At 30.1% G+C, this 24,822-nt stretch carries 28 protein-coding genes and 1 pseudogene; 19 read left to right on the forward strand and 10 right to left on the reverse strand.

Going from position 1 to position 24,822, the window contains the following annotated elements:
* Window positions 1-100: 100 nt before the first annotated feature.
* From AAA453_RS00935 to AAA453_RS00960, 6 genes are all read left to right on the forward strand, one after another.
* Window positions 101-712 (forward strand): YIP1 family protein, encoded by a 612-nt coding sequence (locus tag AAA453_RS00935; RefSeq protein ID WP_427705643.1) that lies wholly within the window; start codon window positions 101-103, stop codon window positions 710-712.
* A 367-nt stretch (window positions 713-1,079) separates the two neighbouring features.
* A complete protein-coding gene (locus AAA453_RS00940) occupies window positions 1,080-1,880 on the forward strand; it encodes an ABC transporter permease (RefSeq protein ID WP_277579944.1) in 801 nt (266 codons plus the stop codon).
* Between the two features lie 87 nt (window positions 1,881-1,967).
* Window positions 1,968-2,096 carry a hypothetical protein gene (locus tag AAA453_RS00945; RefSeq protein ID WP_256092372.1) on the forward strand — a complete coding sequence of 43 codons (129 nt, stop codon included), beginning with the start codon at window positions 1,968-1,970 and terminating at the stop codon, window positions 2,094-2,096.
* Between the two features lie 140 nt (window positions 2,097-2,236).
* Entirely contained in the window at window positions 2,237-2,524 is a 288-nt protein-coding gene (gene isaB, locus AAA453_RS00950) for an immunodominant staphylococcal antigen IsaB family protein (protein ID WP_427707032.1), read from the forward strand.
* Window positions 2,525-3,133: 609 nt separating this feature from the next.
* Entirely contained in the window at window positions 3,134-3,301 is a 168-nt protein-coding gene (locus tag AAA453_RS00955) for a hypothetical protein (protein WP_157946295.1), read from the forward strand.
* A gap of 53 nt (window positions 3,302-3,354) precedes the next feature.
* Complete coding sequence (locus AAA453_RS00960) at window positions 3,355-3,525, forward strand: class IIb bacteriocin, lactobin A/cerein 7B family (protein ID WP_081333340.1); 171 nt, start codon at window positions 3,355-3,357, stop codon at window positions 3,523-3,525.
* A 295-nt stretch (window positions 3,526-3,820) separates the two neighbouring features.
* Here the strand turns inward: AAA453_RS00960 and AAA453_RS00965 are convergent, their stop codons facing one another.
* Window positions 3,821-4,045 (reverse strand): hypothetical protein, encoded by a 225-nt coding sequence (locus tag AAA453_RS00965; RefSeq protein WP_069814971.1) that lies wholly within the window; start codon window positions 4,043-4,045, stop codon window positions 3,821-3,823.
* A gap of 138 nt (window positions 4,046-4,183) precedes the next feature.
* Here AAA453_RS00965 and AAA453_RS00970 point away from each other — a divergent pair, with 138 nt between their 5' ends.
* The 3 genes and pseudogenes from AAA453_RS00970 to yidC all read left to right on the forward strand — a co-directional run bounded on the left by AAA453_RS00970 (window position 4,184) and on the right by yidC (window position 8,575).
* Window positions 4,184-6,334, forward strand: a complete 2,151-nt coding sequence (locus tag AAA453_RS00970; RefSeq protein ID WP_069814973.1) for a peptidase domain-containing ABC transporter — start codon at window positions 4,184-4,186, stop codon at window positions 6,332-6,334.
* A gap of 285 nt (window positions 6,335-6,619) precedes the next feature.
* The gene (locus AAA453_RS00975) at window positions 6,620-7,723 is read left to right on the forward strand and encodes a helix-turn-helix domain-containing protein (protein WP_069814975.1); all 1,104 of its coding nucleotides are present in this window, start codon (window positions 6,620-6,622) and stop codon (window positions 7,721-7,723) included.
* A pseudogene (gene yidC / locus AAA453_RS00980) lies at window positions 7,723-8,575 on the forward strand (membrane protein insertase YidC). The gene AAA453_RS00975 and the pseudogene yidC overlap by 1 nt, the downstream one beginning before the upstream one ends.
* 257 nt (window positions 8,576-8,832) lie before the next feature.
* On the opposite strand, the gene AAA453_RS00985 reads toward yidC, so the two are convergent.
* From AAA453_RS00985 to AAA453_RS01005, 5 genes are all read right to left on the reverse strand, one after another.
* Window positions 8,833-9,381: a GNAT family N-acetyltransferase gene (locus AAA453_RS00985; protein WP_427705645.1), complete on the reverse strand. Its 549-nt coding sequence runs from the start codon at window positions 9,379-9,381 to the stop codon at window positions 8,833-8,835.
* Window positions 9,382-9,896: 515 nt separating this feature from the next.
* Window positions 9,897-9,992: a type I toxin-antitoxin system Fst family toxin gene (locus AAA453_RS00990; protein WP_277579947.1), complete on the reverse strand. Its 96-nt coding sequence runs from the start codon at window positions 9,990-9,992 to the stop codon at window positions 9,897-9,899.
* A gap of 449 nt (window positions 9,993-10,441) precedes the next feature.
* The gene (locus AAA453_RS00995; RefSeq protein WP_277579948.1) at window positions 10,442-10,735 is read right to left on the reverse strand and encodes an antibiotic biosynthesis monooxygenase family protein; all 294 of its coding nucleotides are present in this window, start codon (window positions 10,733-10,735) and stop codon (window positions 10,442-10,444) included.
* A gap of 205 nt (window positions 10,736-10,940) precedes the next feature.
* On the reverse strand, window positions 10,941-11,171 hold the full coding sequence (elxI1, locus tag AAA453_RS01000; protein WP_277579949.1) for an epilancin biosynthesis-related protein ElxI1: 231 nt from the start codon (window positions 11,169-11,171) through the stop codon (window positions 10,941-10,943).
* Window positions 11,172-11,293: 122 nt separating this feature from the next.
* Window positions 11,294-11,569, reverse strand: coding sequence for a hypothetical protein (locus AAA453_RS01005; RefSeq protein WP_427705648.1), 276 nt, complete (start codon window positions 11,567-11,569; stop codon window positions 11,294-11,296).
* A 396-nt stretch (window positions 11,570-11,965) separates the two neighbouring features.
* On the opposite strand from AAA453_RS01005, the gene AAA453_RS01010 reads away from it, so the two are divergent.
* Window positions 11,966-12,286, forward strand: a complete 321-nt coding sequence (locus AAA453_RS01010) for a helix-turn-helix domain-containing protein (RefSeq protein WP_427705651.1) — start codon at window positions 11,966-11,968, stop codon at window positions 12,284-12,286.
* A 380-nt stretch (window positions 12,287-12,666) separates the two neighbouring features.
* On the opposite strand, the gene AAA453_RS01015 is transcribed toward AAA453_RS01010, so the two are convergent.
* From AAA453_RS01015 to AAA453_RS01025, 3 genes are all read right to left on the reverse strand, one after another.
* Window positions 12,667-12,984, reverse strand: coding sequence for a hypothetical protein (locus tag AAA453_RS01015; RefSeq protein WP_427705653.1), 318 nt, complete (start codon window positions 12,982-12,984; stop codon window positions 12,667-12,669).
* A gap of 169 nt (window positions 12,985-13,153) precedes the next feature.
* Complete coding sequence (locus tag AAA453_RS01020) at window positions 13,154-13,762, reverse strand: stage II sporulation protein M (protein WP_427705655.1); 609 nt, start codon at window positions 13,760-13,762, stop codon at window positions 13,154-13,156.
* 157 nt (window positions 13,763-13,919) lie between these two features.
* Window positions 13,920-15,149 carry a hypothetical protein gene (locus AAA453_RS01025; RefSeq protein ID WP_427705658.1) on the reverse strand — a complete coding sequence of 410 codons (1,230 nt, stop codon included), beginning with the start codon at window positions 15,147-15,149 and terminating at the stop codon, window positions 13,920-13,922.
* 343 nt (window positions 15,150-15,492) lie between these two features.
* Here AAA453_RS01025 and AAA453_RS01030 point away from each other — a divergent pair, with 343 nt between their 5' ends.
* From AAA453_RS01030 to AAA453_RS01060, 7 genes are all read left to right on the forward strand, one after another.
* Window positions 15,493-16,185 (forward strand): ABC transporter ATP-binding protein, encoded by a 693-nt coding sequence (locus tag AAA453_RS01030; RefSeq protein WP_427705661.1) that lies wholly within the window; start codon window positions 15,493-15,495, stop codon window positions 16,183-16,185.
* A gap of 2 nt (window positions 16,186-16,187) precedes the next feature.
* Window positions 16,188-16,961 carry an ABC transporter permease gene (locus AAA453_RS01035; protein WP_427705663.1) on the forward strand — a complete coding sequence of 258 codons (774 nt, stop codon included), beginning with the start codon at window positions 16,188-16,190 and terminating at the stop codon, window positions 16,959-16,961.
* Window positions 16,962-17,473: 512 nt separating this feature from the next.
* Entirely contained in the window at window positions 17,474-17,722 is a 249-nt protein-coding gene (locus AAA453_RS01040) for a hypothetical protein (protein ID WP_069817400.1), read from the forward strand.
* A gap of 26 nt (window positions 17,723-17,748) precedes the next feature.
* Complete coding sequence (locus AAA453_RS01045; protein ID WP_069817398.1) at window positions 17,749-18,009, forward strand: hypothetical protein; 261 nt, start codon at window positions 17,749-17,751, stop codon at window positions 18,007-18,009.
* A gap of 110 nt (window positions 18,010-18,119) precedes the next feature.
* Entirely contained in the window at window positions 18,120-18,359 is a 240-nt protein-coding gene (locus AAA453_RS01050; RefSeq protein ID WP_069817396.1) for a DUF3923 family protein, read from the forward strand.
* A 109-nt stretch (window positions 18,360-18,468) separates the two neighbouring features.
* Window positions 18,469-19,968: a flotillin family protein gene (locus tag AAA453_RS01055; protein ID WP_427705665.1), complete on the forward strand. Its 1,500-nt coding sequence runs from the start codon at window positions 18,469-18,471 to the stop codon at window positions 19,966-19,968.
* Window positions 19,969-19,999: 31 nt separating this feature from the next.
* Window positions 20,000-20,215 (forward strand): hypothetical protein, encoded by a 216-nt coding sequence (locus tag AAA453_RS01060; RefSeq protein ID WP_069817392.1) that lies wholly within the window; start codon window positions 20,000-20,002, stop codon window positions 20,213-20,215.
* A gap of 490 nt (window positions 20,216-20,705) precedes the next feature.
* On the opposite strand, the gene AAA453_RS01065 is transcribed toward AAA453_RS01060, so the two are convergent.
* A complete protein-coding gene (locus tag AAA453_RS01065) occupies window positions 20,706-21,293 on the reverse strand; it encodes a TetR/AcrR family transcriptional regulator (protein ID WP_427705667.1) in 588 nt (195 codons plus the stop codon).
* Between the two features lie 170 nt (window positions 21,294-21,463).
* On the opposite strand from AAA453_RS01065, the gene AAA453_RS01070 reads away from it, so the two are divergent.
* Both AAA453_RS01070 and AAA453_RS01075 read left to right on the forward strand, forming a co-directional pair.
* A complete protein-coding gene (locus AAA453_RS01070) occupies window positions 21,464-23,152 on the forward strand; it encodes a CocE/NonD family hydrolase (RefSeq protein WP_427705669.1) in 1,689 nt (562 codons plus the stop codon).
* Between the two features lie 234 nt (window positions 23,153-23,386).
* On the forward strand, window positions 23,387-24,535 hold the full coding sequence (locus AAA453_RS01075) for an alcohol dehydrogenase catalytic domain-containing protein (protein ID WP_069832307.1): 1,149 nt from the start codon (window positions 23,387-23,389) through the stop codon (window positions 24,533-24,535).
* Window positions 24,536-24,822 lie beyond the last annotated feature (287 nt).

The following is a 24,822-nucleotide window of genomic DNA, read 5'->3' on the forward strand; positions in this document are numbered from 1 at the left end:
TATAAATACTTATTATTTTTTTAATTTCTATAAAACTATTTTAATATTTTATGTGTAGTGTTATGCTTTGGTCATTATACATACAGGAGGAAAAATTCATATGGAAACATCAAAATTACCCTTAGTTTCACACTTTTCAGAACTACGTAATAAGCCTAAATGGGTTTTAAAATTAATTCTCGCAATTGTAGTCATGACATTATCAGCTGTTATTGGGTCGCTTGCAATTGACTATAACGAACTGTATAAAGATGCAGGTATGACAGGAGCGGAATTAGAACAAGCTAAAATGTTCGGACAAATCGGTGGTGCAATTGCTGGCATATTCGGTGCTATTGTTAGTATTGGTATTACATTTGTCATCTTTTTACTGATTTCCAAGATCATGAAATCTGATGCAAGTGGAAAATCAATTTTCTCTGCTACTTTAAGTTATACATTGATTACCGGAATTATTGCTTTAATCGTTATACTCATTCAGTGGATCGCTGGCTTATCACCAACAGATTATTCTATTACAAGTCTTAATATTTTTGATAAAGGAAATAACATATTAGGTGCATTTAATTTACAAACATTTATAGCTGCATATGTATTTGGCGTTATGCTATTCGCTACAAATCGTTTTTCAAAAAAATCAGCAATTATTTGGGCGATTGCATATCTTGTAGTGAATATAGGTTTTGTATTGTTAGGCGCATCTTTCTCATAAAAGAATTATGCGAAAGATTTAGGAGTTTGCTAAGCGCGCACAAAGAACAAGTAAAAATTGATTGTTTAATACATATACTTTCTAGATACCAGAGAAATTGTTATTAAGATGAAATTCTATATAAGAATACAATAAGGTTGGGACATATCACATGTGTCAGCCTTTTTTATATTGGCAGTGGCTGACTGAATTAGACTACTCATTTTAAAAATAACTTTGTTTTATCTGAATAAAAAGTTGTGTCTGTTATTTAGTTATTGTAAAGTTTAGTAATGTTAACAAATTATATAATAATAAATTATGAATATGATATTTATTTGGTTTTTTGCAAAAGTATCGTTACATTTAGAAAGAGTGATATGTTCAAATGAATTCAATATGGTTTGTATTAAAAGAACAACTAAAAAATTTATATTTAATAAGAAGATTAGCGGAATTTCAATTAAGAATTTCTAACAAAAAGAATTATCTAGGAATGGCGTGGGAGTTAATTAATCCTACTATGCAAATTGCAGTTTTTTGGTTTGTGTTTGGTTTAGCTCTAAGAAGCAATAAGGTTATGGAGGGCGTTCCATTTATATATTGGCTCATTGTTGGGATCAGTATGTGGTTTTTCGTAAATGAAGGTGTTCTAGAAGGTAGTAAGTCTATTACTTCTAAATTTAATCAAGTAGCTAAAATGAATTTCCCACTTTCTATTATTCCTAGTTATGTCGTTTTTAGTAAATTCTACGGTCATATTTTTCTACTAGTAATTATTATGGGTGTTTGTTTCATTGGAGGATACAAGCCCTCTATATATACTTTACAATTATTTATATATTTGTTTTATGCGTTAGTTTTAACCAACGCTATAGCACTATTAGCTTCAACATTAAGTATGTTAATTAGAGACATACATTTAATTCTACAAGCTTTAATGAGAATGATATTTTTCGTCTCTTCTATACTCTATTTACCAAATAATCAAATAGTTGGAACAGTCATGCAATTTAACCCGATATACTTTCTAGCTGGAGGATATAGGGCAGCTATATTACACCATGAATGGTATTTTATTACGCATTGGGAACTCGCAGTGTATAATATCTTACTTTGTCTTCTAATCTTTAGCTTAGGATCCATTTTGCATATGCGTTTTAGAGATAGATTTGCCGATTATATGTAATAAAAGGATTGAAAATTAATGTATTGATTCGAATTAGTGAAGTGAAAATTTAGAAATTAAATTTAAATAAAGTAAGTTGGTTAAATTATGAAAAACAAATATCTAAAAATAGTATCAACACTTGTCGTAGTTTCTTCAGCGGCATATTTAACGACGATGAATCCAGAGGCTCAAGTAGCAGAACAAGTTCAAAAATGGGGTCATGGTGAAAGTTGAGCTAGTGGTGCCAACACTGAAAGTAGTGCAAGTTTAAAAGCTGAAGCACCATGGTATAACCACGAAGGTTATACTACGTATGATCCCTCGTTTACACAAGATTATTATTTTTACGTGCATTAAAATATGACAATGCTTCAATCAACGGCTATAAAGTAGATCCCAAAGCTTATAAAAATTATGACCATACTAAAAACATTTATGATACATCAGTAGACTTTAACTATAATAATGAAATTATTCAAATTAGTTTTAATACAAAACCAGACACAGTATCTAAAGAAGCATTCAAAAAAGCACATGCACCTATCGACACGGACGATGAATCTAAACCAGATAGTAATGGTGTTACAATGATTCCTTATAATACAAATGATGGTTCATATAAAGCTTTCTTTGATATAAATGATAATTGCTCAATAGATTGAAATAACAACTATAATAAGTAGTAACCTTAAAAGTAAAGTGCGGATTTAAAAATTTGAGACATAACTCTTAAGGTAAAATAGTAAGCACATCACTCTACTGACTAAAATCAGGACGCAAAGTGATGTGCTTATTTTATATTATGCAATTTTCGATTTCAGATGTTCATGCTTATCTAGGAATATGATTCGAGTATGTAGTCTCTCATAAATATGATTCTTTCAGACGTCTGCACTTTTTAAAAAGCTATAAGTCCTTTTAAAGATTTGTGTATTAAACTTTCCAAATTCAAATAATATCTTAATAACGATTGTTTAGAAAAAAGTTCATCAACAATTATATAAAATTGTTTTTCTAATTTAAATGCTAAAGCGAAATCCTATTTATTATTTTCTGTCTTCCTTAAGTTTTTCATTATTTCACTCTTCAAGTGCTATTATTAATATTTAGTATTTAAAAAATCTTAATGAACTTTTCATTTAAATTATCCATAAAAATTTAATTTTACATTTTTTTGTTTATAAAAGTATATTATTACAAAAAAATTACATTTAAAACAAATTTCTTTTGTGGTAACGTAAAACTTATATCTTAGAAAGGAGCCAAATTTAATGACTTATAATAAATTAGATACCAATACTTTGAAATCAGTTAATGGCGGAGTAAAAGATTTTTTTGCAGATGCTTTCTATACTGCTTCAGGATGGGTAACCAAAGGTTTAGTAGCCCAAGGAAAAGCAACTGATGATACAGGAAAAGCAATGTACGGTAGAAAGTAACTGGAAATGAAGTATAAATTGGGTAATACTTATTAATTTAGGAGGAATTTATTATGACTTTTAGAAAACTTAGTGAAAATGAATTACATTCAACTAATGGTGGCGTATGGCCAATAGTAGCAGCGATAGGTTCAGCAGGTGTTGCTGTTTATAATTATCAAGACGAGATCAAAAAAGGATATAAAGATGCAATGAAAGAAACAGGCGGAGGAAAGAGATTATAATAATTAGTTGATACATAACTATTAGCACAAAACAATAAATACATATTGTTTTGTGCTTCCTTTATGCAAATTAAACTGTTTTCTTAATTTTTCTATTACCAACTTGAACAATATGAAAGTAATTGATATAGAAAAAAAGCAAGCGAAATCCTTATTATTATAAGAACTTCATCTGCTTTTAAAGTTAGTAAAACCTAATATTTTCCTTTTTTTATAGAGTCAAAGAATATGATTAATACCTTTAAAATAGTACATAACTTTATTGTGACTAGCTTGTAAATTAATTATCCTCATTTTAATAAAACAATGATAAAACGAGGATAATTAATCCGAAGATTACACAGACATAACCAATTTTTTCTTTGTTTAATAAATTAGGAATGAATGCAACAGTTACAGCTAACACACATAAGAAAGTAGAAAATTCTTTGTAGCTCATTAATAAAAATACAATACCTAAGGCCAATAAAACCCCTGATATAATTGAAAATAATTTGTATAAAGGCTTTTGATCCCTCATGTTTTCACCTCTAGTTTTATAAATATAAAATATTTTATATTTATAATATAACATATTAATCTTTATTATGCTAAAAATAATTCTCTAAAAAACATTACTATTATAGTTATTTTACAAAATATTGCGCGAGGGGATAAAATGAAATTTATTAATCAATATGATGAAAGTGATTGTGGTCCAGCTTGTTTAGCAATGCTAGCCCAACACTACGGAAAGAAACCGATGCTCTCAAGAATTAGAGAATGGTCAAAAACAGATAAAGAAGGTACATCACTATATGGTCTCATAAAGGCCGGAGGGCATTTAGGCATTGAATTAACAGGGGTCAGAGGAGAGAAAATAGAAGATATTGAAAATGACGATTTACCTGTAATCGCACATGTAGTAAATGAAGAAGGCTTTATGCATTTTATAATAATAGAAAAAAAGAAGAACAACAAATTACATATTTTGGATCCAGCAAGAGGAAAAAGAAAGTGCAATTTTTCTGAATTCGAAGAAAAATGGACAGGTATCCTATTGCTCGTAAAAAATAACCCTTCTTTTGAGCAATCCTATAGTATTCCTAAGAAGTCTCAATTATTTAGAAAAATATTAAAAAACAATAAGTTTGCTATCATGAATATTCTTATACTCTCAATAATTATAAATTTATTAGGAATTATTGGAGCTTTTTACTTTAAATACCTTATTGACACTATTATACCTTCGAGAATTTTAGGGAATTTACATATAATTTCTATAGCAGTCCTTTTTTTATATTTAATAAATTCATTTATTTCTTTAATTAGGTACCAAGCTTCTCTAAATTTAAGTTTGAAAATTGATATAAACTTTATGAAGGACTATTATTATCATGTTCTACATTTACCTGTTAAGTTTTATGAAACAAGAAAAAGTGGTGAAATTTTATCGAGATTTTCTGATCTGTCTCACATACGAGAAGCCCTTTCTTCAGTTACAATCACACTGATTGTAGATACATTAATGGTTGTAGTTGGAGGAACTATTTTATTTACTCAAAGTTCAACATTGTTCTACATTACTTTAGTTCTTGTACCATTATATTTAATAATAGGTTTATCATTCAGAAAAAGTTTAAAAAAATATAATAGACTCGTAATGGAACAAGATGCAACTTTAAGTGCATATCTTATTGAAAGCTTTTCTGGTTATCCTGTTATAAAAAGTTTTGGAGCAGAAAATGAAGTTTTTACAAAAGGTGTTCATTATTTTGAAAATTTAATAAAAAGACTTTATAAATTAAGTTTTTTTACAAACATTCAACTTACTATTAATGCCTTTATGAAAATGGTAGCAACCATAGTAATTCTATGGATCGGGTCTTCACTTATTATGAAAGATGAGTTGTCATTAGGTGCACTTTTAACATTTAATGCCCTAGTCATATACTACATTGATCCTATAGAACGTTTAATAAACCTACAGCCACAGATACAGTCAGCTCTTGTAGCCACTCAAAGATACTTAGACATTATGGATATCAAAACTGAAAATGAACAAAGAAATGATAACAAAACATCAGATTTGGCCACTAAGTTTAATAGTCAGTTAGAAATAAATAATCTTAATTTTCAATATACTTTCAAAGAAATGACTTTAAAAAATATAAATATGATAGTACCAAAAGGGCATAAAATAGCCATTATTGGTGAAAGTGGATCTGGTAAGTCAACTGTTGCTAAATTAATAGATAATTTTCACACGGATTATGAAGGAGTTATTAAAATAAATAATATTTCTATAAAATATATTCCTAAGACTTCATTAAGAAATATGATTAGTTATGTCACACAGCAAAATTTTATTTTCGGTGCTACAATCAAAGAAAATTTAAAAATTGGATTAAATAGAAATATTAGTGAGGAGGAAATATATAAAGTATGTAAAATAGTTTGCGCATACGATTTTATAAATGACCTCCCACTAAAATTAGACACTCAATTACACAATGGTGGATCTAATTTATCAGGTGGACAACTACAAAGAATAGCATTAGCAAGAGCTATTCTTAAAGACTCAGATATATTATTATTAGATGAAGCCACTAGTTCATTAGATGCCTCAACTGAAAAAAACATATTAAACAACATAGAAAATCATTGTATAAATAAAACTATTATATTAATTACACATAAATTGAATAACGTTAAAAATGCCGATAATATTTATTTACTTAAGCATGGTAAAATCATTGAACAAGGAAAGCATGAATCTTTAATAGATAATAAAGGTGAATATTACGAATTATGGTCAAATCAATTTTAAATTAATTACCATATGACTTTTCTTCACAAAATTTTTATAACATGTCTCACAATATTGATGCTTAAAACTCTAGATATCTTACAGTATAGTAAATATAAGTTCATCAATATCTGCTTAACATAATCCATGGTTATCAGAAGCCATAATTAAAAGGGACTCCTTATTCAATAGGGAGTTCCTTTAATTGTTGTTTCTTATTAGGAAACTTTGTTTATGTAAGTTGTCATATGGGAAATATACCCTCTATGGTTTTTCTAGTATCATTAAATACAAGAGGTGTTATGAATGATCCAAATAGCAAAGACAATTAAAAAAGAACGATTGAGACGCGGAATGACGCAGGAAGCATTAGCTGAATATCTTAATACGACGAAAACGACCATTTCAAAATGGGAAAATAGATCCCTTTATCCTGATATTACAATGCTCCCTAAATTAGCAAAAGTATTTAATATTTCAGTTGATGATTTACTCAATTATAGTACTACAATGACTGATGAAGAAATTAAAAAAATATCTATATCACTATCTAAAATGATTAATTACACAAGTTATCCTGAATATTTAGCTACTGTGAGAGAATATTATATTACGCATTGTAACGAATTTAAATTTCTAAATTCGTTATTAGGTATTTTATTAAACAATATTTTATATTGCGAAAACGAATTACAACTAAAGGAAACAGCCTCACTAACACATGAACTTATTAAGACTACAGAGGATAATTCAGACTCAATTCATTTGAAAAAACATGCACAAGGATACAAAACATTGCTATATATGTTTGAAGGTGATTACTCTTCTGTTATAGAAAACACACCAGATTTTGATTTGAAAATCGGAGAAAATGCGACATTAGCGATGGCTTATTTACAAAAAGATAATATTTCAAAAGCTAAAAATGTAATCCAAACGGATATGTATCAATCTTTAATGATTTTCATGCATGATTTTGCTTTGATGCTTTCACGTGACTTACATTCTGTTTCGATAGAATCATTAGAATCAAAGCTTTACCATTTAAATAAAGCTTTTAACGTGGATTACTTATACCCACATCTAAGTATTAATTGTTATTATCAATTTGCCTTATATTACGTCGAGAAGTCTGATAGTTGTGCTATTGATTATTTAAAAAATTACTGCAAATGCTTTGATTATTTAGTCAGTGATTTTGTATATCAAAAAGATGATTTCTTTAATGAAATTGATGAATGGTTAGATACACTACCCCTAGGAGAACGATTACCAGCTAATTACGAAAATACTTTGAGTGTTATGTATTCACGAGTTTCGGAAAACGAGAACTTTAATACTTTAGAAAATTTTAAATATATAAAGAAAGATTTGCTTAGAATTTATAACAAAAAGGATGAATCTAATTGATACAAAAGAAAAAGATAATGCTATTACTATTAACGTCATTAATTACTTTATCCGGTTGTGATTATTCAAAATCAGAAAATAAAGATGGGTTTTTCTATAATACATTTGCAGTACCCATGGATAACCTTTTACATTGGTTAGATTTCAATATTTGATAATAACTATGGTTTAGCAATTATTGCAATCGTATTGATTGTTAGACTCATCATGTTGCCATTTATGTTAGCACAATCTAAAAATGAGCATTTCATGCGCAAAAAAATGGATATAGTTAAACCAGAAATGACTAAAATACAAGAAAAAATTAAAAATGCCAACACTCAAGAAGACAAAATGGCTGCCAATCAAGAAATGATGGAAAAATATAAAGCTTATGGCATGAATCCTATGAAAACTATGCTTGGATGCCTACCTTTACTTATACAAATGCCCGTCTTATTTGGGCTATATGTTTCACTAAAATGGCCCTCAAGTGGTGGTTTAACCGAACATGCCGATTTTCTTTGATTTAATTTAACACAGCCTGATATTTGGATTACTATAATCGCTGGCATCCTATACATCATCCAACCATTAATAAATCTTGAAAATATGCCAAAAGAGCAATGTTCTATGGGTTATATGATGGCAATCATTTCTCCAATATTTATCATGTATATATCAATCACATCAGCTTCCGCCTTGGGATTGTATTGGACCATTAATGCTGCATTTTTAATCGTTCAAATGTTCTTTTCGAATAAGTATTATTCAAAATTAGCGAGAGAAGAAGCTGATCAGTTAGAGAAAAAAATTCAAAGTAATCATAGTCAAAAGAATGAAAGTAAGCAAACTTTGTTTGAAAATACGTAGTTTGTTAAACGATCGTTATTAAGACGATATTAGATTTTGAAACGATTAAGGCAGTAATTTGTGCCGACTCCTGCGGGAAAAGCACTAGCCGAAGAATACAGGCTGAGGCTGTGCCCGCGGAAAGCGTGCACAAAAAAAAGTGCCAACAAAGTCGGAGACTTTGTCGACACTTTGTCGACACTCTGAGACTTCCTTTTGAAAGGAAGTCTCTTTTATTACATATACTTAGAGTGTTATTTATTTTAGAGAGAAGAATATTAAAAAATTTGCCACTCTTCTCTTAAAATCCCCATCTGTATGGCATCATAGAATTCACCTTCAACTACGCGCCCTTTACGTATACGTGCCTCTTCTATCATTCCAGTTTTATTTGCTACTTTCATCATTCTAATATTGCCAGACCATGTTGAAATACCTATTCTATTAGCATCAGTTTCTTTAAATAGATAATTAATCCATTCTTTGAATACTTGAGAACCTAATCCCTTTTCCCATTTATTATTTTTATATATAACAATACCACATTCTAACCATCTGGATTTCTTATCTTTCCAATATGATGTGACAACACCTAAAAAATCATTTTCATATTTTATTGCTAAAGTTGATAATGTATTTTTATAAAGATATTTACTTTCTCTATATTTCTTTTCGAATTCAGTAAATGTAAAATACTCTTCTTCGATATATGGACCGTTCCATTCCTTAGCTTTTTGTAATGGATCTAAATATTTCCAATAATAATAATCGTTTAAATCATCTTCATTTAGTTCTTCTAGAAGTGTCTTCTTATTTGTGTTTTCCAACTTTAATCTACTCCTACATTGTTCAGAATTTATTGATAGTATATACTTTTTACTGAATTAATTATACATAATAAATTCTATCACTCCCAAAACTTAAAACGTTCGTTATTTACACAAATCCTCTTAACTTAATAGTAAGAGATTTTCTTGGATATTTAAGTCTATAAACTTGTCTTATAATCAAAATGTATCACAAGCAACAAAAACATGAGTTTTAGATGATGAGAGACACGTTTATTTGCATCAAGAATTAGACTTCATTTACGAGGAATAAGTGTCCATAAACGATTAAATGAGATGATGTCCAAATAGTTAAAATTGTCACATGTATCGTTGGGATAGAAACTTTACTTTTTCAAACATTTAAATTTTTATCTAGTGGTTCTTAGTTTATTTTACATTCCCTATCCTATCATGGTAAAATATATGTAACGAAAATAAGTATTCACTTATACACCAATCCCCTCACTACTCGCAATAGTGAGGGGATTTTTGTTGGTGTGGCTTAATGTCACCTATTTTTTATTGCGCTTACTTAGCCAATAAGTAAAATACGCTATGGCACAGCCACTGATGATTGGCGCTAGGATGTGAACGAAAATAAGCGTCACTTTATACACCTCCTCTCTACGTCAACTTGACGCCTGAGAGATAGGCGACACCACTATTATACCACCTGAGAATCTGCAAACATATTGGCTTTCGATTAGTTGAAATGCATTAATTTAGTAATTATTATCTTACTATAAAAGTGGCTTAAATCTTGAACCTGGTGAGTACAAACTCATATACATTTATTTTTGATATTAACCTCCTAGATAAAGAATTGATGCCTCTTACCAGTTCATCAAAAGCTTTAGTTCCTTTCCTAAACTAAATAATAATGTTTACTATAAAATCATTCACGTTGTTATATATGTTAGCGTGAATACCTATCCTATTGCATTTTGTACAAAACAGTTTAATCTATATAATTTTGCTTCTTCAAATAGTTTTTGTTCAACATCTACTTTTGATTCCTTACTTCCAACTTATTTACTTAAAACTTAATAACGATGAATTAAATGTCTATCGTTTGAAAATGTTCAACAATTGGAAAGGGATCATAATAGTTATGCAATAAATCTTTCCAATTCTCATATTCAGGAGATTTCCGAAAACCAATCGTATGATCTTCTAATGTCTCCCACTTAACTAATAATAAATATTTTCCTGTTTCTTCGAAGCATTTATTCAAAGTATGACTTATATAACCGTCCATTGAACGAATAATTTTTGAAGCTTCTTTAAAAGACTGTTCAAAATCGTTTTCCAAACCTTTTTTAACTTGCAACATAGCGCCTTCAAGTATCATAGTTACAACACTCCCTTAATCTTTATTTAAAAGCATTAGTATTTATTTCATTATCATTTAATACGTCAAATATATCTAAATACTTTTTATACTTATATACATTAATTGTAAAATACTAGACGAAACTACTTATAAAACAGGGTATAAAGAACATAAAATGACTTGAACAAAATAACTATATCTGAACGTTCATTCAAATAAATAACTAAGTAATGTTGGTTTCACCTTTTTCCTTATCCTTTATCATTTCTGAAGGAACCGCAAAAACAAACATCAAAATAAACAATATAAGAGCCATATATGGAATATCCTCTAGAAAATACCATTTCAAATTCCAATCAAACACCATATTAGCCGAAATAACAGCATATTTTAAAAATAGCAAAGCGACACAAACATAAGCTAACCCATCCAAAATTTTAGTTAAAATTTTCAATACTACACCTCTTTTTCAAAAATACTATAACATATTTATCATAAGTTTTTTAAAAATAATGATATATATATAATATTAAAATATTAATTATTCTAAAAGTTCTATCAACAACCCATAATGTATTAAATAAAATCAAAAAATAAAACAATCATAATCAAAATAAATATCAAATCCCAAATAATACGTTTAATATTCTTTTCTAAAAAGTCTGGTACAGCATCAATAAACAAGCTAAGTATAAATCCACATTTTAAAATATTGGCGATATATTCCAAAAAAGACCATTCAAATATAATTTTTAATATTAGAGTAATAAACAAAAGAAACATAGATGTTACCATAACGATTCTAGATGATTTTTCATATTTTTCGTATTCTTTATCTTTTTGTATAAACAATTTAATTCCTCCTAAAAGCTATGTTAAAAACATAAATTAATATTGTCAAAAAACAATTTCAAAAGCAAATTGATTTTTGTTCTCTTTTATATTAAATTGCAAATATATCTTCTAAAAACTCTAAAAATAGATGGATAAACTATACATTGCCACTGTCTATAGCACTTAATTACGTTAAGTAAAAGAAGAGTTACCAATACCTCCAACAACAATTGGACGTGTAACAATTGTTGTTGAAGGTATTGGTATTAGCGTATTCATAAATGTTACATTAATGAATGCTATAAATTACTTCAGATAACATAATGTTATCTGAAAATACATATATGATCTATTTTGGTTCTATTTTGTTAATAGCATTTCTAATACAATTATTAAAAGAAAGGGTGCAAAAATATGATATTAGGAGAACAAATAAAAAAACACAGAGTATTGCTAGGAATGACTCAAGAAGATTTATCTCAACATTTACATACTACAAGACAGACTGTCTCAAAGTGGGAAAAGGACACAGTTGAACCAGATATAAATATGCTATTAAAATTATCTGGGTTATTCAAAATTTCATTGGACACATTGATAATAGGCGAAACAGTAAAAAAGGTTGAAGAAAAGCCAAACGTGATGAATGTGTGGGCATTTTTATCTGAAAAATGGTGGTTAGTCATTATTATAGTAGTTATCATTTGTGGTTCTGTAGCTCAAGTATTCTCTTAATGTAAAGGAGCCTTACTTACAAATAAGTTGCTTTGTTTTAGGATCAGTAGGAATAAGTACCCGTAAACAATTAAATGAGATGATATCCAAATAGTTAAAATGTCACATGTCTCGTAGGGCTAGGAACTTTACTTTTAAAAACATTTAAATTTAATCTAGTGGTTCTTAGTCTATTAATTCATTTTGTATATATATACACCAACCCCCTCACTATTTGCGGTAGCGAGGGGGTTGGTGTCTCTTATTGCCATCTATTTTTTATAAAATTTATACATTATACTAAATCCAATGCTAGCTAAAATTAATCCTCCAAGTATCATGAAAAACACACCCATAGTACCCCTCCTTTTTACCATCAATTTCTATAAGCCATTAAATTTTCACTTACCCTTGTTTATCGATAGCATTTGTTGTTTTTTACAACGCAGAGCATTATACTTTTCTTCAGAATTCATATCTGAGTTTAAAATATCAAACGACTCCTCGTATATTTTCTTTGCTTCCTTTATAAATTCTTTATCTTCCTTTTTAGAAAAATTCGAATAGATTAACCTTATTTCTTCAAATATATCTTCACTTTTTTGTAAATATATTAACTTATCTTTGCTAGCTTCACATTCAATGATAGCGTCTCTTATTGCGTACCTTAAAGAAAGATATAGTACTACGCCTGAAGCAACTATGTATAAGAAAACCATGTAGACCTCCTTTCTTGTAAGCCTATTCTAAATATAAAGTTACTCAAAAAATTCTATATAACTATATGCATTACTCCAATGGTTTGGTTGCAATTCTACAAGTAATTTATATTTAACTTCATTATTATCGTTAGTAATCATTAATACTAACGTTTTTTACTTATTCATACTATGTCATTAATTTAAATAAAAAGTCAGCAACATAAGTCTCAGTAAATGCTGCAATAATAAATACAGGTAACGCTATACATACAAAGATCTTACAAAAGTTCAGCACTACATTTCTGAAAGATATATCAATTTTCTTTTCTTTTCTAAATATATTTGTGATTTTTCTTCTAATGCATTTATTTATCATATAAAGTCCTGAAAGAACTAAACAGTGACCACCAACTTCAAGTGTATAATGCGGGATATACGAAATAATTCCTATAAACCCTTTATATGTATCAAAATTCACTATAAATCCTAACATCAAACCAGGTATTATAGAAGTAGCGAGTATATGGATGCTATACAAATAAGGAATAGGAATAATGGATAAAATAACTGCTTTATACGTAACAGAAAAAGCGTTACTGACTATAAATCCCCAAACCTTTTCTAAACCTTCAGTTCCTGAGACTCTATCTGGAGATTTTTCCCCCGCTTGTTTAATCGTTTCAATAGATGGGCTAAAGAAATAAGCTAAAACGATAGTGATAACTAATATGACTGTGGCAAATATAAAAAAATTAAAAGCTCGTTTATAATACGATGAATCTGTTAAATTTAGCATATACATCCTTCCATACTTACAATTTATTGCGTTTTTAAATATATACTTTATTCAAAAACTTTCGTGTTAACATCAATTTTTTTAAAACCACTAACCTCTATTCTTTTTTGATATTTAAAATTATCTTTTTTTAATGGTTTTTAACTTTTAATATTATTTATTGAAATTTTTTAAAATCATCAGAATCAAGTTCATTATTTAATTCATCTAATTTTTCTTCAGAACTTGGCATAGATATTTCTTCTGTAGTGTCGTCTTTAACAAGTCTATTGTCTTCTAATTTATAATTTTCATAACCTTCATAACTGTATTTAACGTTTGGTTCTGAATATTTACCTGTTTTTGTAACCTTAATAGCTGTAACAAGTATTATGTTTGTAGGTTCTATTTCTGAAACAGGTGACACCTTTTCACTTTGTTTTTCTTCGTCTTCATTAGTAAATCCACTATATTCTGATGTGCCATACTGTACTTTGTAGTAATTATTTAAGTTCTCAGTAGTGTACTTAGTATATTTATCGCTATCATACGCTTTCTTAATTAACTTATTATTTCTTTCTAATGTTTCAGTAATGTTATCTAATTTGCTAATGTCCTTTAAATCTTTCACTTTCACTTTATAAGATTTAGACCCACTAAATGTATTTGATCCACTCTTATTTATATCATCAACTAAACTTTGAGGGATTTTAAGCTCTAGCTCATCACCATTATTTAAATCACCATTATTTGTCACCGTAAATTCATAATTAGAAAGCGGTAAGTCTTTCATTGCTTTAGGCGCATCCTTGCTGATTAAATTTAAGGATCCTGATCCATTTATTCCTGTAAAAGTGGGCTTTAAACCTTCAAATAAGTCTTTAGCCTTTAAATTTTTAGGTTCTTTTAACCCTTTCACTTTAAATTCTTTTGTGAACTCTTTAGCTTTCAACTTATATTCCTTTGAAATACCCTTTTCAATATTTAATTTTACTTTTACTTTATCTCCATTTTTCAAATCATTTTCATTATGTATATCAAAATCTACGTTATCCATAATCTGTGCTGCTTGTCTTGCTTGTTGTTGCTCTTCATAATTTAAGTCTTCTTCTTCAATCTCTTCTCCATTGTTGTCCTCAATCATCTCAATGACTTCTTTATTTTTGAAGTTAGCTTGTTTTAACGCACGTACAGTGAGTTGATTGATTACTTTTTCGTAAGAATCGTCTGTAATCTCGGCTGATCCAGACTTATTGTAACCACTAAAATCAACCTTTACGTCATCTTCAACATCCACCTTATGATTTTTCACTATCAAAGTTGCTATAAAAATGATAATGATAATCGAAACTACCAAAGCAATAATAATCCATTTAAATTTATTTAAATAGTTTTTAAACATTCCCATAATAAACCTCCAACATATTTTATATTAAGTTTATACTTTATCATCTAAATTATAAATTATTTTATTAATAAATTGTAAAGTAAATTGTTACTCATTATAAATACTCTTTTAATATATGCTTCACTATTTTTATAACAATTATTTTCATCACTGTTTTTATAAACATGTAAATCATTGTCCGTATATAGTTTTTTCAACTTCATTTCTTTCCAAAAAAGATGGATATAAAATTGTTTTAAACAATTTTTAAAATATAAATCTTACTATTCCAATAAAAATAGTATTTCATTGAAATATTAATTTTGTTAAGATTAATTAGTGTGAAAAATTAGGAGGTTACATATTGGAACTTTTAGCTATGGAGAATATTAATAAGAAAATCAAGCGAAAACATGTTTTGAAAGACATCACATTTTCACTTGAAGAAGGCCACATTATAGGCCTAGTCGGGGGCAATGGTGCAGGTAAAACCACACTCATGAAAGTAATTTTGGGGCTTTCCAGTTATCAATCAGGTCAATTTAAAAAACATCCAAGTTCGAACCATAATGACATAGGTGCATTGATTGAAAGTCCTGGTTTATATCCGTTTTTAACAGGTTATGACAACATGAAACTCATCGACGAAGACCCAGACAATAAGAATATAAACTTGATTATTAAAGAATTAAAAATGGAGAAATTTATACATACGAAAGTCAAAACTTATTCTTTAGGGATGAAACAAAAACTAGGTATCGCACTTGCCTTCTTAAATCATCCACAACTTGTGATTTTAGATGAGCCTATGAATGGTTTAGATCCAAAAGCTGTAAAAAATGTTAGAGAAGCAATCATCAGCTTAAGAGAACAAGGCGTTACTTTCCTTATATCAAGTCACATATTAAGTGAACTCGTTAAAGTTACAGATTCAATACTGATCATCGATGACGGAGAAATCATTAAAGAAACGACGATGGATGAATTAAATCAATCAGGTGAAAGTGACCTTGAAAATGTTCTCCTTAATATTATTGATCGCAAGGAGGAAGCGTAAATATGGTAACACTCGTCAAACAAGAACTATTTAAAATGTTCAAGAAAAAATCATCAATCATCATACCTATTCTCATTTTTATACTAATGATTGGTTTAGCTATATTAAGTAAAAGTTATCCTGATATCATGGGTTCAAAATCGTTGTTTAAACAAGGTTTTAGTTCCTTCTCATGGATCTTTTTCCTCATGATTATACAAGCCAGCACGATTATAGCGATGGAATTTCATTATGGAACAATTAAAAACTTATTATACAGAAATTATTCTAGAACAAGCATTGTTATCAGTAAGTTCATTGCTTTATTTATCTACTCTGTCATTATATTTGCGCTTAGCATGATTATTACTGTCATAATCAATTTAGCAATGTTCTCTGATGTAAATATCCTAAAACAAACGGGTGATAATCTTTCACTTTTACAAGAAATGTTGCTAACAGGCTTAGGTAACTATGTAGGTATGTGGTTATTATTAAGCTTAACGCTCCTCATCTCTTGTATCTTCAAAAGTCCTGGCGTTTCTATCGCAATCGGCATCATCTTTTATTTCGCTATTTCTATTGTTTCAGGCATATTATTCGCATTGATTGATCAATGGGAATGGCTAAAATGGTTACCGATTAATATGTTGAATTTAAGTTCTCAAATTATCGATAACGACATGATGAAACCTTTCACTAAATTGGAATTACATGAACTCTTTATCGGTAACATTGTTTATATTGTGATTTTCTTAGTACTCGTTATTTTTGTTTTCAAAAAGAAAAACGTTTAAGATTAACCCCAAAAATTCGTAACAAGTGATTTAACTAAACACGCGTTTATAATGTTAAGCGCGTGTTTTTAAATAGGAAAGTTAGAAAATGAATATGATGGAGAGAGCTTCTAATGTATTTATTTAAATATTTTATACTCATGCTAGCCATATTTTTTATACTAGAAAGCATAGTTTTATGGATTTTCAAAAGCGATTTCGCCATTATCAAAATAGTATTATTGTCATTTATATTTGCAGCTATAATGACCGTTTTCAATTACTTTACTAACGGATTTATAAAGAGGTGAAATTACGTTATAGAGAAAGTTCCATTGAAATATGGCAACAACTCAATTAAGTAGAAAAGTATCAAAATAAGTAGTTTTATAAAGGGGCACTTTAAATGATTACTTTATGTATCACAATAATCGCCACATGGCTGATTATAAGCATGTGTTATTTTGTTGTATTTTTAAACAAAAACAGCAATAAATAAACGATATTTTATGAGAAGAAAGGAATACATATATATGTTAACTAAAAACATTCAATATCCTTATACTAAATTAGCTTTTGATTTACTGGGCATTATTGCTTTTATAGGAGCAATAATCATTGTAATTTTGAATTTTTATTTAAATGCAGACGCTAATGGTAATTTCGAAATGGGCTTTACTGTCAGTGGTACGAGTTCAATTATCATGAGTGTATTAATTTTAATTACTTTTCTAAGTGCTTTGATGTCAGCTGTTCTAAAAAAATGGAATAAAAAATACTAAATATGTATAAAAACGAGGTATGAAGTATGAAGCATAGATTTTTAGACGCAATAAAAGATTTCATTTTCATTGTTATGTTCACTTTTATATTAGCGACTTTATTAAATTATATAAATCCTAATCTAAGTCTTAATAAATATTGGAATAAGTTAGGTCATCTGGATTGGGTTAATATATACGATAGTCAAAATTTAAATGGATTAATTGTTCTTGGCTTTATACTTGGCGTTATTTCATTTATTTACGATATGTTTTTCAATACTGAAAAAGAAACTGATTCTAACTAGCCAATTATTAAATTTTCACTATACGTTTGATTTAATTCTAACCTTATGTATTTTGATGCGCTTGCTTCTTAGTTATGTAATGAAATATTTAATAATAAAAGGATGATAATATGAAATTTTCATGGATTTTTTGGTGGATTGTCAGCGTACTCGAATTTTCAGCGTTTTTAATCCTATCATTTATGGTTTGGTTCAGAGAAGTCGATGCTACTGGTGCTATTCAAACAATTGAACTTAAATGGATTAACATAGCAATATTAGCTGTTTTTTTCTTGCTACCTTTCGTAATGCAACTCATATGGTTAATCATAAATTTAATTTATTCAAAAAACAAAAATGTAGTTCATTAACAATAACGAAGTCACTCCAAAATCAATAAAAACAAGATAAATCATATCGAAATTCGTTAAAAGATGTGTAACGTTTATTAAATTCAAAAAGAATTAGGAGAATACCCATATGAATATATTTATATTAATTACAATTGCTACCATAATTGGACTTGTAGTATTTGGAGGTCTAATTTGGTACCTATACATGAAAGCAAGATTTAAGACAGTTCCATCAAATGAAGCTTTAATCATTACAGGACCTAACATCGGCGATCCAAAATCTGAGTCCAATGTTTATCAAGATGATGAAGGACGTCACATGAGAGTAGTACGTGGTGGTGGTTATAGAATGAAAATGTTCCAATCATCAACGCGAGTTTCACTAAAATCATTTCAGTTAGAAATCAAAACACCTGTTGTTTGGACTAAAGCTGGTGTTGGCATCGAAGCTGAGGCGGTGGCTACAGTTAAAGTTGCCGATCAATTACAAGGTATTGTTAAATATGCTGAACAATTCTTAGGCAAGTCAAAAGATGAAGTATCTGATGAAATATCGCAAGTTTTGAATACAAATTTACGAGCTATCTTATCTAAAATGACAGTTGAAGAAATCAACTCAGACAGAGAAGCATTCAATAATAAAGTAACCGAGGTTGCTCAAGGGCAACTCAACAATATGGGCTTTAGTATTACTTCATTAGGACTATCTGACATTAGTGACAACGAAGGCTACTTAGAAAACTTAGGTAAACCTGAGATTGCTAAGATTAAGAAAAAGGCAGATATTGCTGAAAGTGATGCTTCACGAGAAACTGAAATGAAAATAGCAGAAAATACGGAATTAACCGAGAAGGAAAAGATTTCTCGCCAAATGAACGTAGCTGATTCTCGTAGAGAGAAAGATTTAAAAGAACAATCAATCTTGAGTGAAACAAATAAAGCTCAAGCGCAAGCCGAAGCTTCTGGTCAATTAGAGAAAGAATCTAGAGCTTTAGAAATTAAAGAAAAACAATTGCATGTTGAACGTACTGAGAAAGAAAACGAATTACACTTAATCCAAATGGAGCGTGAGAATGACGTTCATATTCAACGTCAAAAAGATGACGTACGCCGCCAACAATCCGAAACAGATGCAGCAATTATGATTAAACAATCCGAAGCATCTTACGAATCACGTATCAAGGAAGGTAAAGCTGAAGCTGAAGTTATTAGAGAACAAGAAAAAGCAAAAGCAGATGGCTTAAGAGAAAGAGCAAATGCGCTTGCGAAAAATAAAGACGTTATGTTAGCTGAATTGATGATTAAAACAATGCCTGAGTTTGCTAGAGCAATTGCTGAACCATTATCTAACGTTGAGAATATCCGTATTCTTGATGGGGGAAACGGTGATGGTGTTAATTCTTTATCAAACGGTATTATTGCTCAAATGGCTAACGCTGAAGAAGGTTTAAACCAAATGACTGGTTTTAATTTAACTAAGATGCTTGAGAACGTCTCAGATCAAAAGAAAACTTATGCTTTTGAACAAAATGAGATGTCTAAGAATAATGATCTAGAAAATGAAGAAGCTGCGCTTAAAAATGATATCGATCAAACACAAGATGTAAGTAGCAACGAAAAACAATAATTGAACTTATAAGTGCAAATGGAGGATTATTATGAAACTTTCTTGGATATTGTGGTCGGTAGCAACTTTATTTTGGCTTCTAGTGATATTGGGATTGTCACTATATTCTTGGTCCAACGGATTATCCGACGCTAATAACAAAGAAGTGTACTCATTTTTCTGGCTACTTATTGGATTATTAGTAATACCATTTATTGTACAATTCATATGGCTGTTAATTAATGTATCTTTAAAATTAGTTAAATAGAAAACCATTTAATACACACGATCAAAACACATACATATTTTGTATGTGTTTTTGTTTTTCATAAAAACATGATATATAAAAAGTAAATAACCTTTTACTTAACTATCTCTAAAATACAATGACTTTTAAGATACATATGCAGGTAATATTAGCACTTATTAAATGATCAGAATGTTTACTATAAAATCATTATTTTTAAATTCACAACTTTGATAGCTTAGTCAGAATACATAATCCCATGCCCCTGCCCTGTAGCAATCGCTTGCGTATAAACACGAGAAGCAAAATTACTTACCTCTTAATTCGACTTTTTCGAACTCTATTCTTTTATCAATAACATCTATTATTTTCATTTTATCCTGAGACGGGATATTAACTTTATATTCTCACTTCAAACGCTTTTCATGTTCATTCCATGCATAGCCGTTTATATCCATCTTTTCCCGCTTCAATCACACGTATAGCTCCAACTAACCACTGCCGGTTCACCTTACATAGACTGCTTTACGATCCCAATAGTTCCTACAGTCACAATATTATAGAAATGCTGAACAAATTCTTCTTTTGTAATTCTGTGCTCATCTTCAACCCAATGTTTTAATATTGAAATTCCTGCGCCTGACACATAACTCATAAAATAATCAAATGGCATATTACCAATTTTGTTGTCTTCCCCTTTATATGCACTTAAATGATTATAAATAAGTCTATATATTTTTTCTTGCAGCATAGACGCTTTACCAATCGCAAACATCGTTTGATAGAAATTTATATTGTCATCTATGTGCTCAACGAGATAAGACATAATACTTTCAACCACACTTGATGGTGCCTCTTCTGCACCCTTTTTGTGTTGATTTTCAATAAATGTTTGAAGGGCATCTATTTTTTCATTTTCCATACTTTCTAATAAATCATATTTATCTACATAATACGCATAAAATGTGCCACGGTTAATATCTGCTAAATCTGCAAGTTGTTGCACCGTGATAGCTTCAAAACGTACTTCTTTCAATAATTGTAAAAATGATGATTTTATCGCTTGCTGTGATTTTCTTACTCTACGATCTTGAGTCATTTACGTATCACACCTCCATTTGTTTCTCTTTAATAGACAATCCTACAAAGACTGTTGAGTTTCGTACACAAAGCACATCCCTGCTTGTTGTTTATCGATTATTTTAAGTTTAGGGTAAGCGTGTATTCAAAAACAAGTATTACCTTATACAAGAAAGGATATGATGATTTATGACTAAACAAATGTTAGGTAATCCAAAATTAACAGCTACACCTATGGAAGATATTACAGAAGGTACAAACCATATCGTAGTCGATAGCATCCAATATGGTAATCAAGAAATGATTATGGAAAAAGATATCATCGTTCCAATGTCAGACGGTGCAGAGCTATATGTTAATGTCATCCGTCCTAATAAATCAGGTCAATTTCCTGTAGTAATGTCCGCAGACACATACGGTAAAGATAACAAACCTAAAATTACGAACATGGGTGCATTATGGCCAACACTAGGTCCCATTCCAACTTCAAGTATAACGCCGGAAGAGTCCCCTGACCCTGGTTTCTGGGTACCAAATGATTACGTCGTGGTGAAAGTTGCATTACGTGGCAGTGCGAAATCTAAGGGTGCTTTATATCCTTGGGGTCTAGCAGAAGCAAAAGACTATGCCGAAGTAATCGAATGGGCTGGCCGACAATCATGGAGTAATGGCAATGTAGGTACAAATGGTGTTTCTTATTTAGCTGTTACACAATGGTGGGTCGCTTCATTAAATCCAACACATTTAAAAGCGATGATTCCTTGGGAGGGCTTAAACGATATGTATCGTGAAATAGCGTTCCATGGTGGTATGCCTGATACTGGTTTTTATAGATTTTGGTATGAAGGTATTATCGCAAGATGGCCAGACACAGATATTGAAGATTTAAAAACTGTACAGCAAGACCATCCATGGTTTGATGATTATTGGAAAGGAAAGCAAGCCAATTTATCAGCGATTCAAGTACCTATGTTTGTTTGTGCAAGTTGGTCTACACAAGGATTGCATAACAGAGGTACATTCGAAGGATTTAAACAAGCAAGTTCCAAAGACAAATGGCTTAAAATTCATGGACGTAAAGAATGGGAAACATATTATGCACGTGAATCACTTGAACAACAAAAAGACTTCTTTGATTACTATTTAAAAGGTATTAAAAATGATTGGCAAGATACACCAACTGTATCTTATGAAGTCAGAGATAAATTTTATCAAGGCCAAATCAAATCAGCATCCAACTACCCGCTTCCAAATACAGAAGCAACGCCTTTATATTTAGATGGACATAATATGACATTAAATACGTCAAAAGTTAAAGACGTTGCAAAAATTTCATATAATAGTGAAGTAGCAGACAACGACGAAGTAAGATTCAGCAAAATATTTGAAGAAGATACTGAACTTACAGGTAATATGAAATTAAAATTATGGGTATCTGCAGATAACGCAGATGATATGGATCTATTTGCTAGGATTAAAAAAGTGAATCGTCAAGGCGAAGAAGTTAACTTCCCAGACTTTAATCATATCGAACATGGTCAAGTCGCAACGGGTTGGCTACGTGTTTCTCATCGTGAACGAGATAATACCAAATCTACACCACTACAACCTTGGCATACACATGAAAGCGAACGTAAACTTAATGGCGATGAAATTGTGTCAGTAGAAATTGAAATATTGCCATCCGGTACATTGTTCAAAAAAGGCGAAAGTATTCAAGTTGTCATCAAAGCAAGTGAAGTCGTTAAAGGGAATAGCACACCTGGCCTTAAAACACGTTATGAACATACCGAAACAGTCAATCAAGGTACACACAACATTTATACAGGTGGCGACTATGATTCACATCTACTTGTACCAATAATACCAAATCACTAATATTTCATTTCAATGTTAGTAACGCTCATTTTTCTATGCTCTTGAGTCTATAAACTTACATTGATATCACTGGGTCATAAACACGTACTATTAAGCTTTTTATATGGAACTATATTTCAATTTACAAGTCCATAAAGTTTAGTCATATAGGCGACGGGAATATATTGAAAGAAACAGATTATATTTATGCCACTTGATCACGAGAAATTCTATAAAAATTGTGAGGCGTTATTTATGAAAGCTGTTACTTTTCAAGGTCAAAAACAAATGGAAGTTAAGCAAGTCAGCGACCCAAAGATTGAAGATTCAACAGACGCTATTATTAAAATAACGGCATCCGGCATCTGTGGTTCTGATTTACACTTATATCATCAAGGTGATTTAATGATGGACCCAGGATTTGTCATTGGTCATGAACCTATGGGTATCGTTGAAGAAGTTGGTAAAGACGTTAAAAAACTCAAAAAAGGTGATCGTGTAGTGATTCCTTTTAATATAGGCTGTGGTGATTGTTACTATTGCAATCACGAAATGGAATCGCAGTGTGATAATTCAAATCAAGAGCAAGCCAATTGGCAAATGGATAATGGTGGTTTGTTTGGTTTCGGCAGTATGCATGGTAACCATTGGGGCGGCCAAGCTGAGTATTTAAGAGTCCCTTACGCAGACTTTTCTTCTTTTATTGTTCCAGACAATGATATGAAAGATGAAGATGTTTTATTTTTATCTGATGTCGCACCTACTGCATATTGGAGTGTAGAGCATTCTGGCGTTAAATCAGGTGATACAGTTGTCATCTTAGGTTGTGGTCCAATTGGCCTTATGGCACAAAAATTCGCAAAACTTAAAGGTGCAAAACGTGTCATCGCTGTAGATAATATTGAGCACAGACTGCAACATGCCAAGGAATATAACCAAGTCGAAACCTATAATTTTGATAAAGAAAAAGAAATCGGTAAATTACTGCGTGATACTACACATGGTGGTGCGGATATTGTGATCGATTGCGTAGGCATGGATGGCCAAGTCAAAGCATCTGAACGTGACTTGAGTCCAGATTCTGCACAACGCGGCACAATCAGTCCCATTGATACTGCGGCAGAAGCTGTAAGTAAATTCGGTACAATTCAATTAACAGGTATCTACGCAACACCAGCCGATGATTTCCCACTAAATCTGATTTTTAACCGTAATGTCCAAGTTAAGACCGGTCAAGCACCTGTGATTCACCTTATGCCGAAATTATATGAGATGATTCGTGAAGGTACATTTGATCCAACTGACATTCTTACACATACGATGCCATTAGATAAAGCGGCAGAAGCTTATGAAATATTCGACCAGAAAAAAGATAATAATATTAAAGTGATTTTAAAACCTTAAACAAAATAAAAAATTAATACGACTATGAATGTCTCCTCAATTCAAATAGAATTGGGGAGATATTTTTATTTGTTACACAAAACAATAAATATAATACATAATTATTGTAAAAAGTTTAATATATTAATTTTGTGGAATATATACACCATAGCAGTAATTTTTCTCAATCTTCAATATAACTTTTTAAATTCATGTCTAATACACAAACGACTTAATATATTATTTTGTATAAACGCCCTTTTTTAACCTTTTTAACAATTTCCATTACAGTTTTAAATTTTCAATTC

Source organism: Staphylococcus parequorum (assembly GCF_039237145.1).
Lineage (GTDB): Bacteria > Bacillota > Bacilli > Staphylococcales > Staphylococcaceae > Staphylococcus > Staphylococcus equorum_A.

What these genes read in the sequence shown, in the direction of transcription:
- AAA453_RS01035 (WP_427705663.1), top strand. Translation starts at nt 16,188, where the DNA reads ATGGTAACACTCGTCAAACAAGAACTATTTAAAATGTTCAAGAAAAAA.
- AAA453_RS01075 (WP_069832307.1), top strand. Translation starts at nt 23,387, where the DNA reads ATGAAAGCTGTTACTTTTCAAGGTCAAAAACAAATGGAAGTTAAGCAA.
- AAA453_RS01065 (WP_427705667.1), bottom strand. Translation starts at nt 21,293, where the DNA reads ATGACTCAAGATCGTAGAGTAAGAAAATCACAGCAAGCGATAAAATCA.
- AAA453_RS01015 (WP_427705653.1), bottom strand. Translation starts at nt 12,984, where the DNA reads ATGGTTTTCTTATACATAGTTGCTTCAGGCGTAGTACTATATCTTTCT.
- AAA453_RS00955 (WP_157946295.1), top strand. Translation starts at nt 3,134, where the DNA reads ATGACTTATAATAAATTAGATACCAATACTTTGAAATCAGTTAATGGC.
- AAA453_RS01020 (WP_427705655.1), bottom strand. Translation starts at nt 13,762, where the DNA reads ATGCTAAATTTAACAGATTCATCGTATTATAAACGAGCTTTTAATTTT.
- AAA453_RS01070 (WP_427705669.1), top strand. Translation starts at nt 21,464, where the DNA reads ATGACTAAACAAATGTTAGGTAATCCAAAATTAACAGCTACACCTATG.
- AAA453_RS01050 (WP_069817396.1), top strand. Translation starts at nt 18,120, where the DNA reads ATGAAATTTTCATGGATTTTTTGGTGGATTGTCAGCGTACTCGAATTT.
- AAA453_RS01025 (WP_427705658.1), bottom strand. Translation starts at nt 15,149, where the DNA reads ATGGGAATGTTTAAAAACTATTTAAATAAATTTAAATGGATTATTATT.
- AAA453_RS00960 (WP_081333340.1), top strand. Translation starts at nt 3,355, where the DNA reads ATGACTTTTAGAAAACTTAGTGAAAATGAATTACATTCAACTAATGGT.
- AAA453_RS00975 (WP_069814975.1), top strand. Translation starts at nt 6,620, where the DNA reads ATGATCCAAATAGCAAAGACAATTAAAAAAGAACGATTGAGACGCGGA.
- AAA453_RS00995 (WP_277579948.1), bottom strand. Translation starts at nt 10,735, where the DNA reads ATGATACTTGAAGGCGCTATGTTGCAAGTTAAAAAAGGTTTGGAAAAC.
- AAA453_RS01045 (WP_069817398.1), top strand. Translation starts at nt 17,749, where the DNA reads ATGAAGCATAGATTTTTAGACGCAATAAAAGATTTCATTTTCATTGTT.
- AAA453_RS01055 (WP_427705665.1), top strand. Translation starts at nt 18,469, where the DNA reads ATGAATATATTTATATTAATTACAATTGCTACCATAATTGGACTTGTA.
- AAA453_RS00945 (WP_256092372.1), top strand. Translation starts at nt 1,968, where the DNA reads ATGAAAAACAAATATCTAAAAATAGTATCAACACTTGTCGTAGTTTCT.
- AAA453_RS01010 (WP_427705651.1), top strand. Translation starts at nt 11,966, where the DNA reads ATGATATTAGGAGAACAAATAAAAAAACACAGAGTATTGCTAGGAATG.
- AAA453_RS01040 (WP_069817400.1), top strand. Translation starts at nt 17,474, where the DNA reads ATGTTAACTAAAAACATTCAATATCCTTATACTAAATTAGCTTTTGAT.
- AAA453_RS00965 (WP_069814971.1), bottom strand. Translation starts at nt 4,045, where the DNA reads ATGAGGGATCAAAAGCCTTTATACAAATTATTTTCAATTATATCAGGG.
- AAA453_RS00970 (WP_069814973.1), top strand. Translation starts at nt 4,184, where the DNA reads ATGAAATTTATTAATCAATATGATGAAAGTGATTGTGGTCCAGCTTGT.
- AAA453_RS00935 (WP_427705643.1), top strand. Translation starts at nt 101, where the DNA reads ATGGAAACATCAAAATTACCCTTAGTTTCACACTTTTCAGAACTACGT.
- AAA453_RS00940 (WP_277579944.1), top strand. Translation starts at nt 1,080, where the DNA reads ATGAATTCAATATGGTTTGTATTAAAAGAACAACTAAAAAATTTATAT.
- AAA453_RS01060 (WP_069817392.1), top strand. Translation starts at nt 20,000, where the DNA reads ATGAAACTTTCTTGGATATTGTGGTCGGTAGCAACTTTATTTTGGCTT.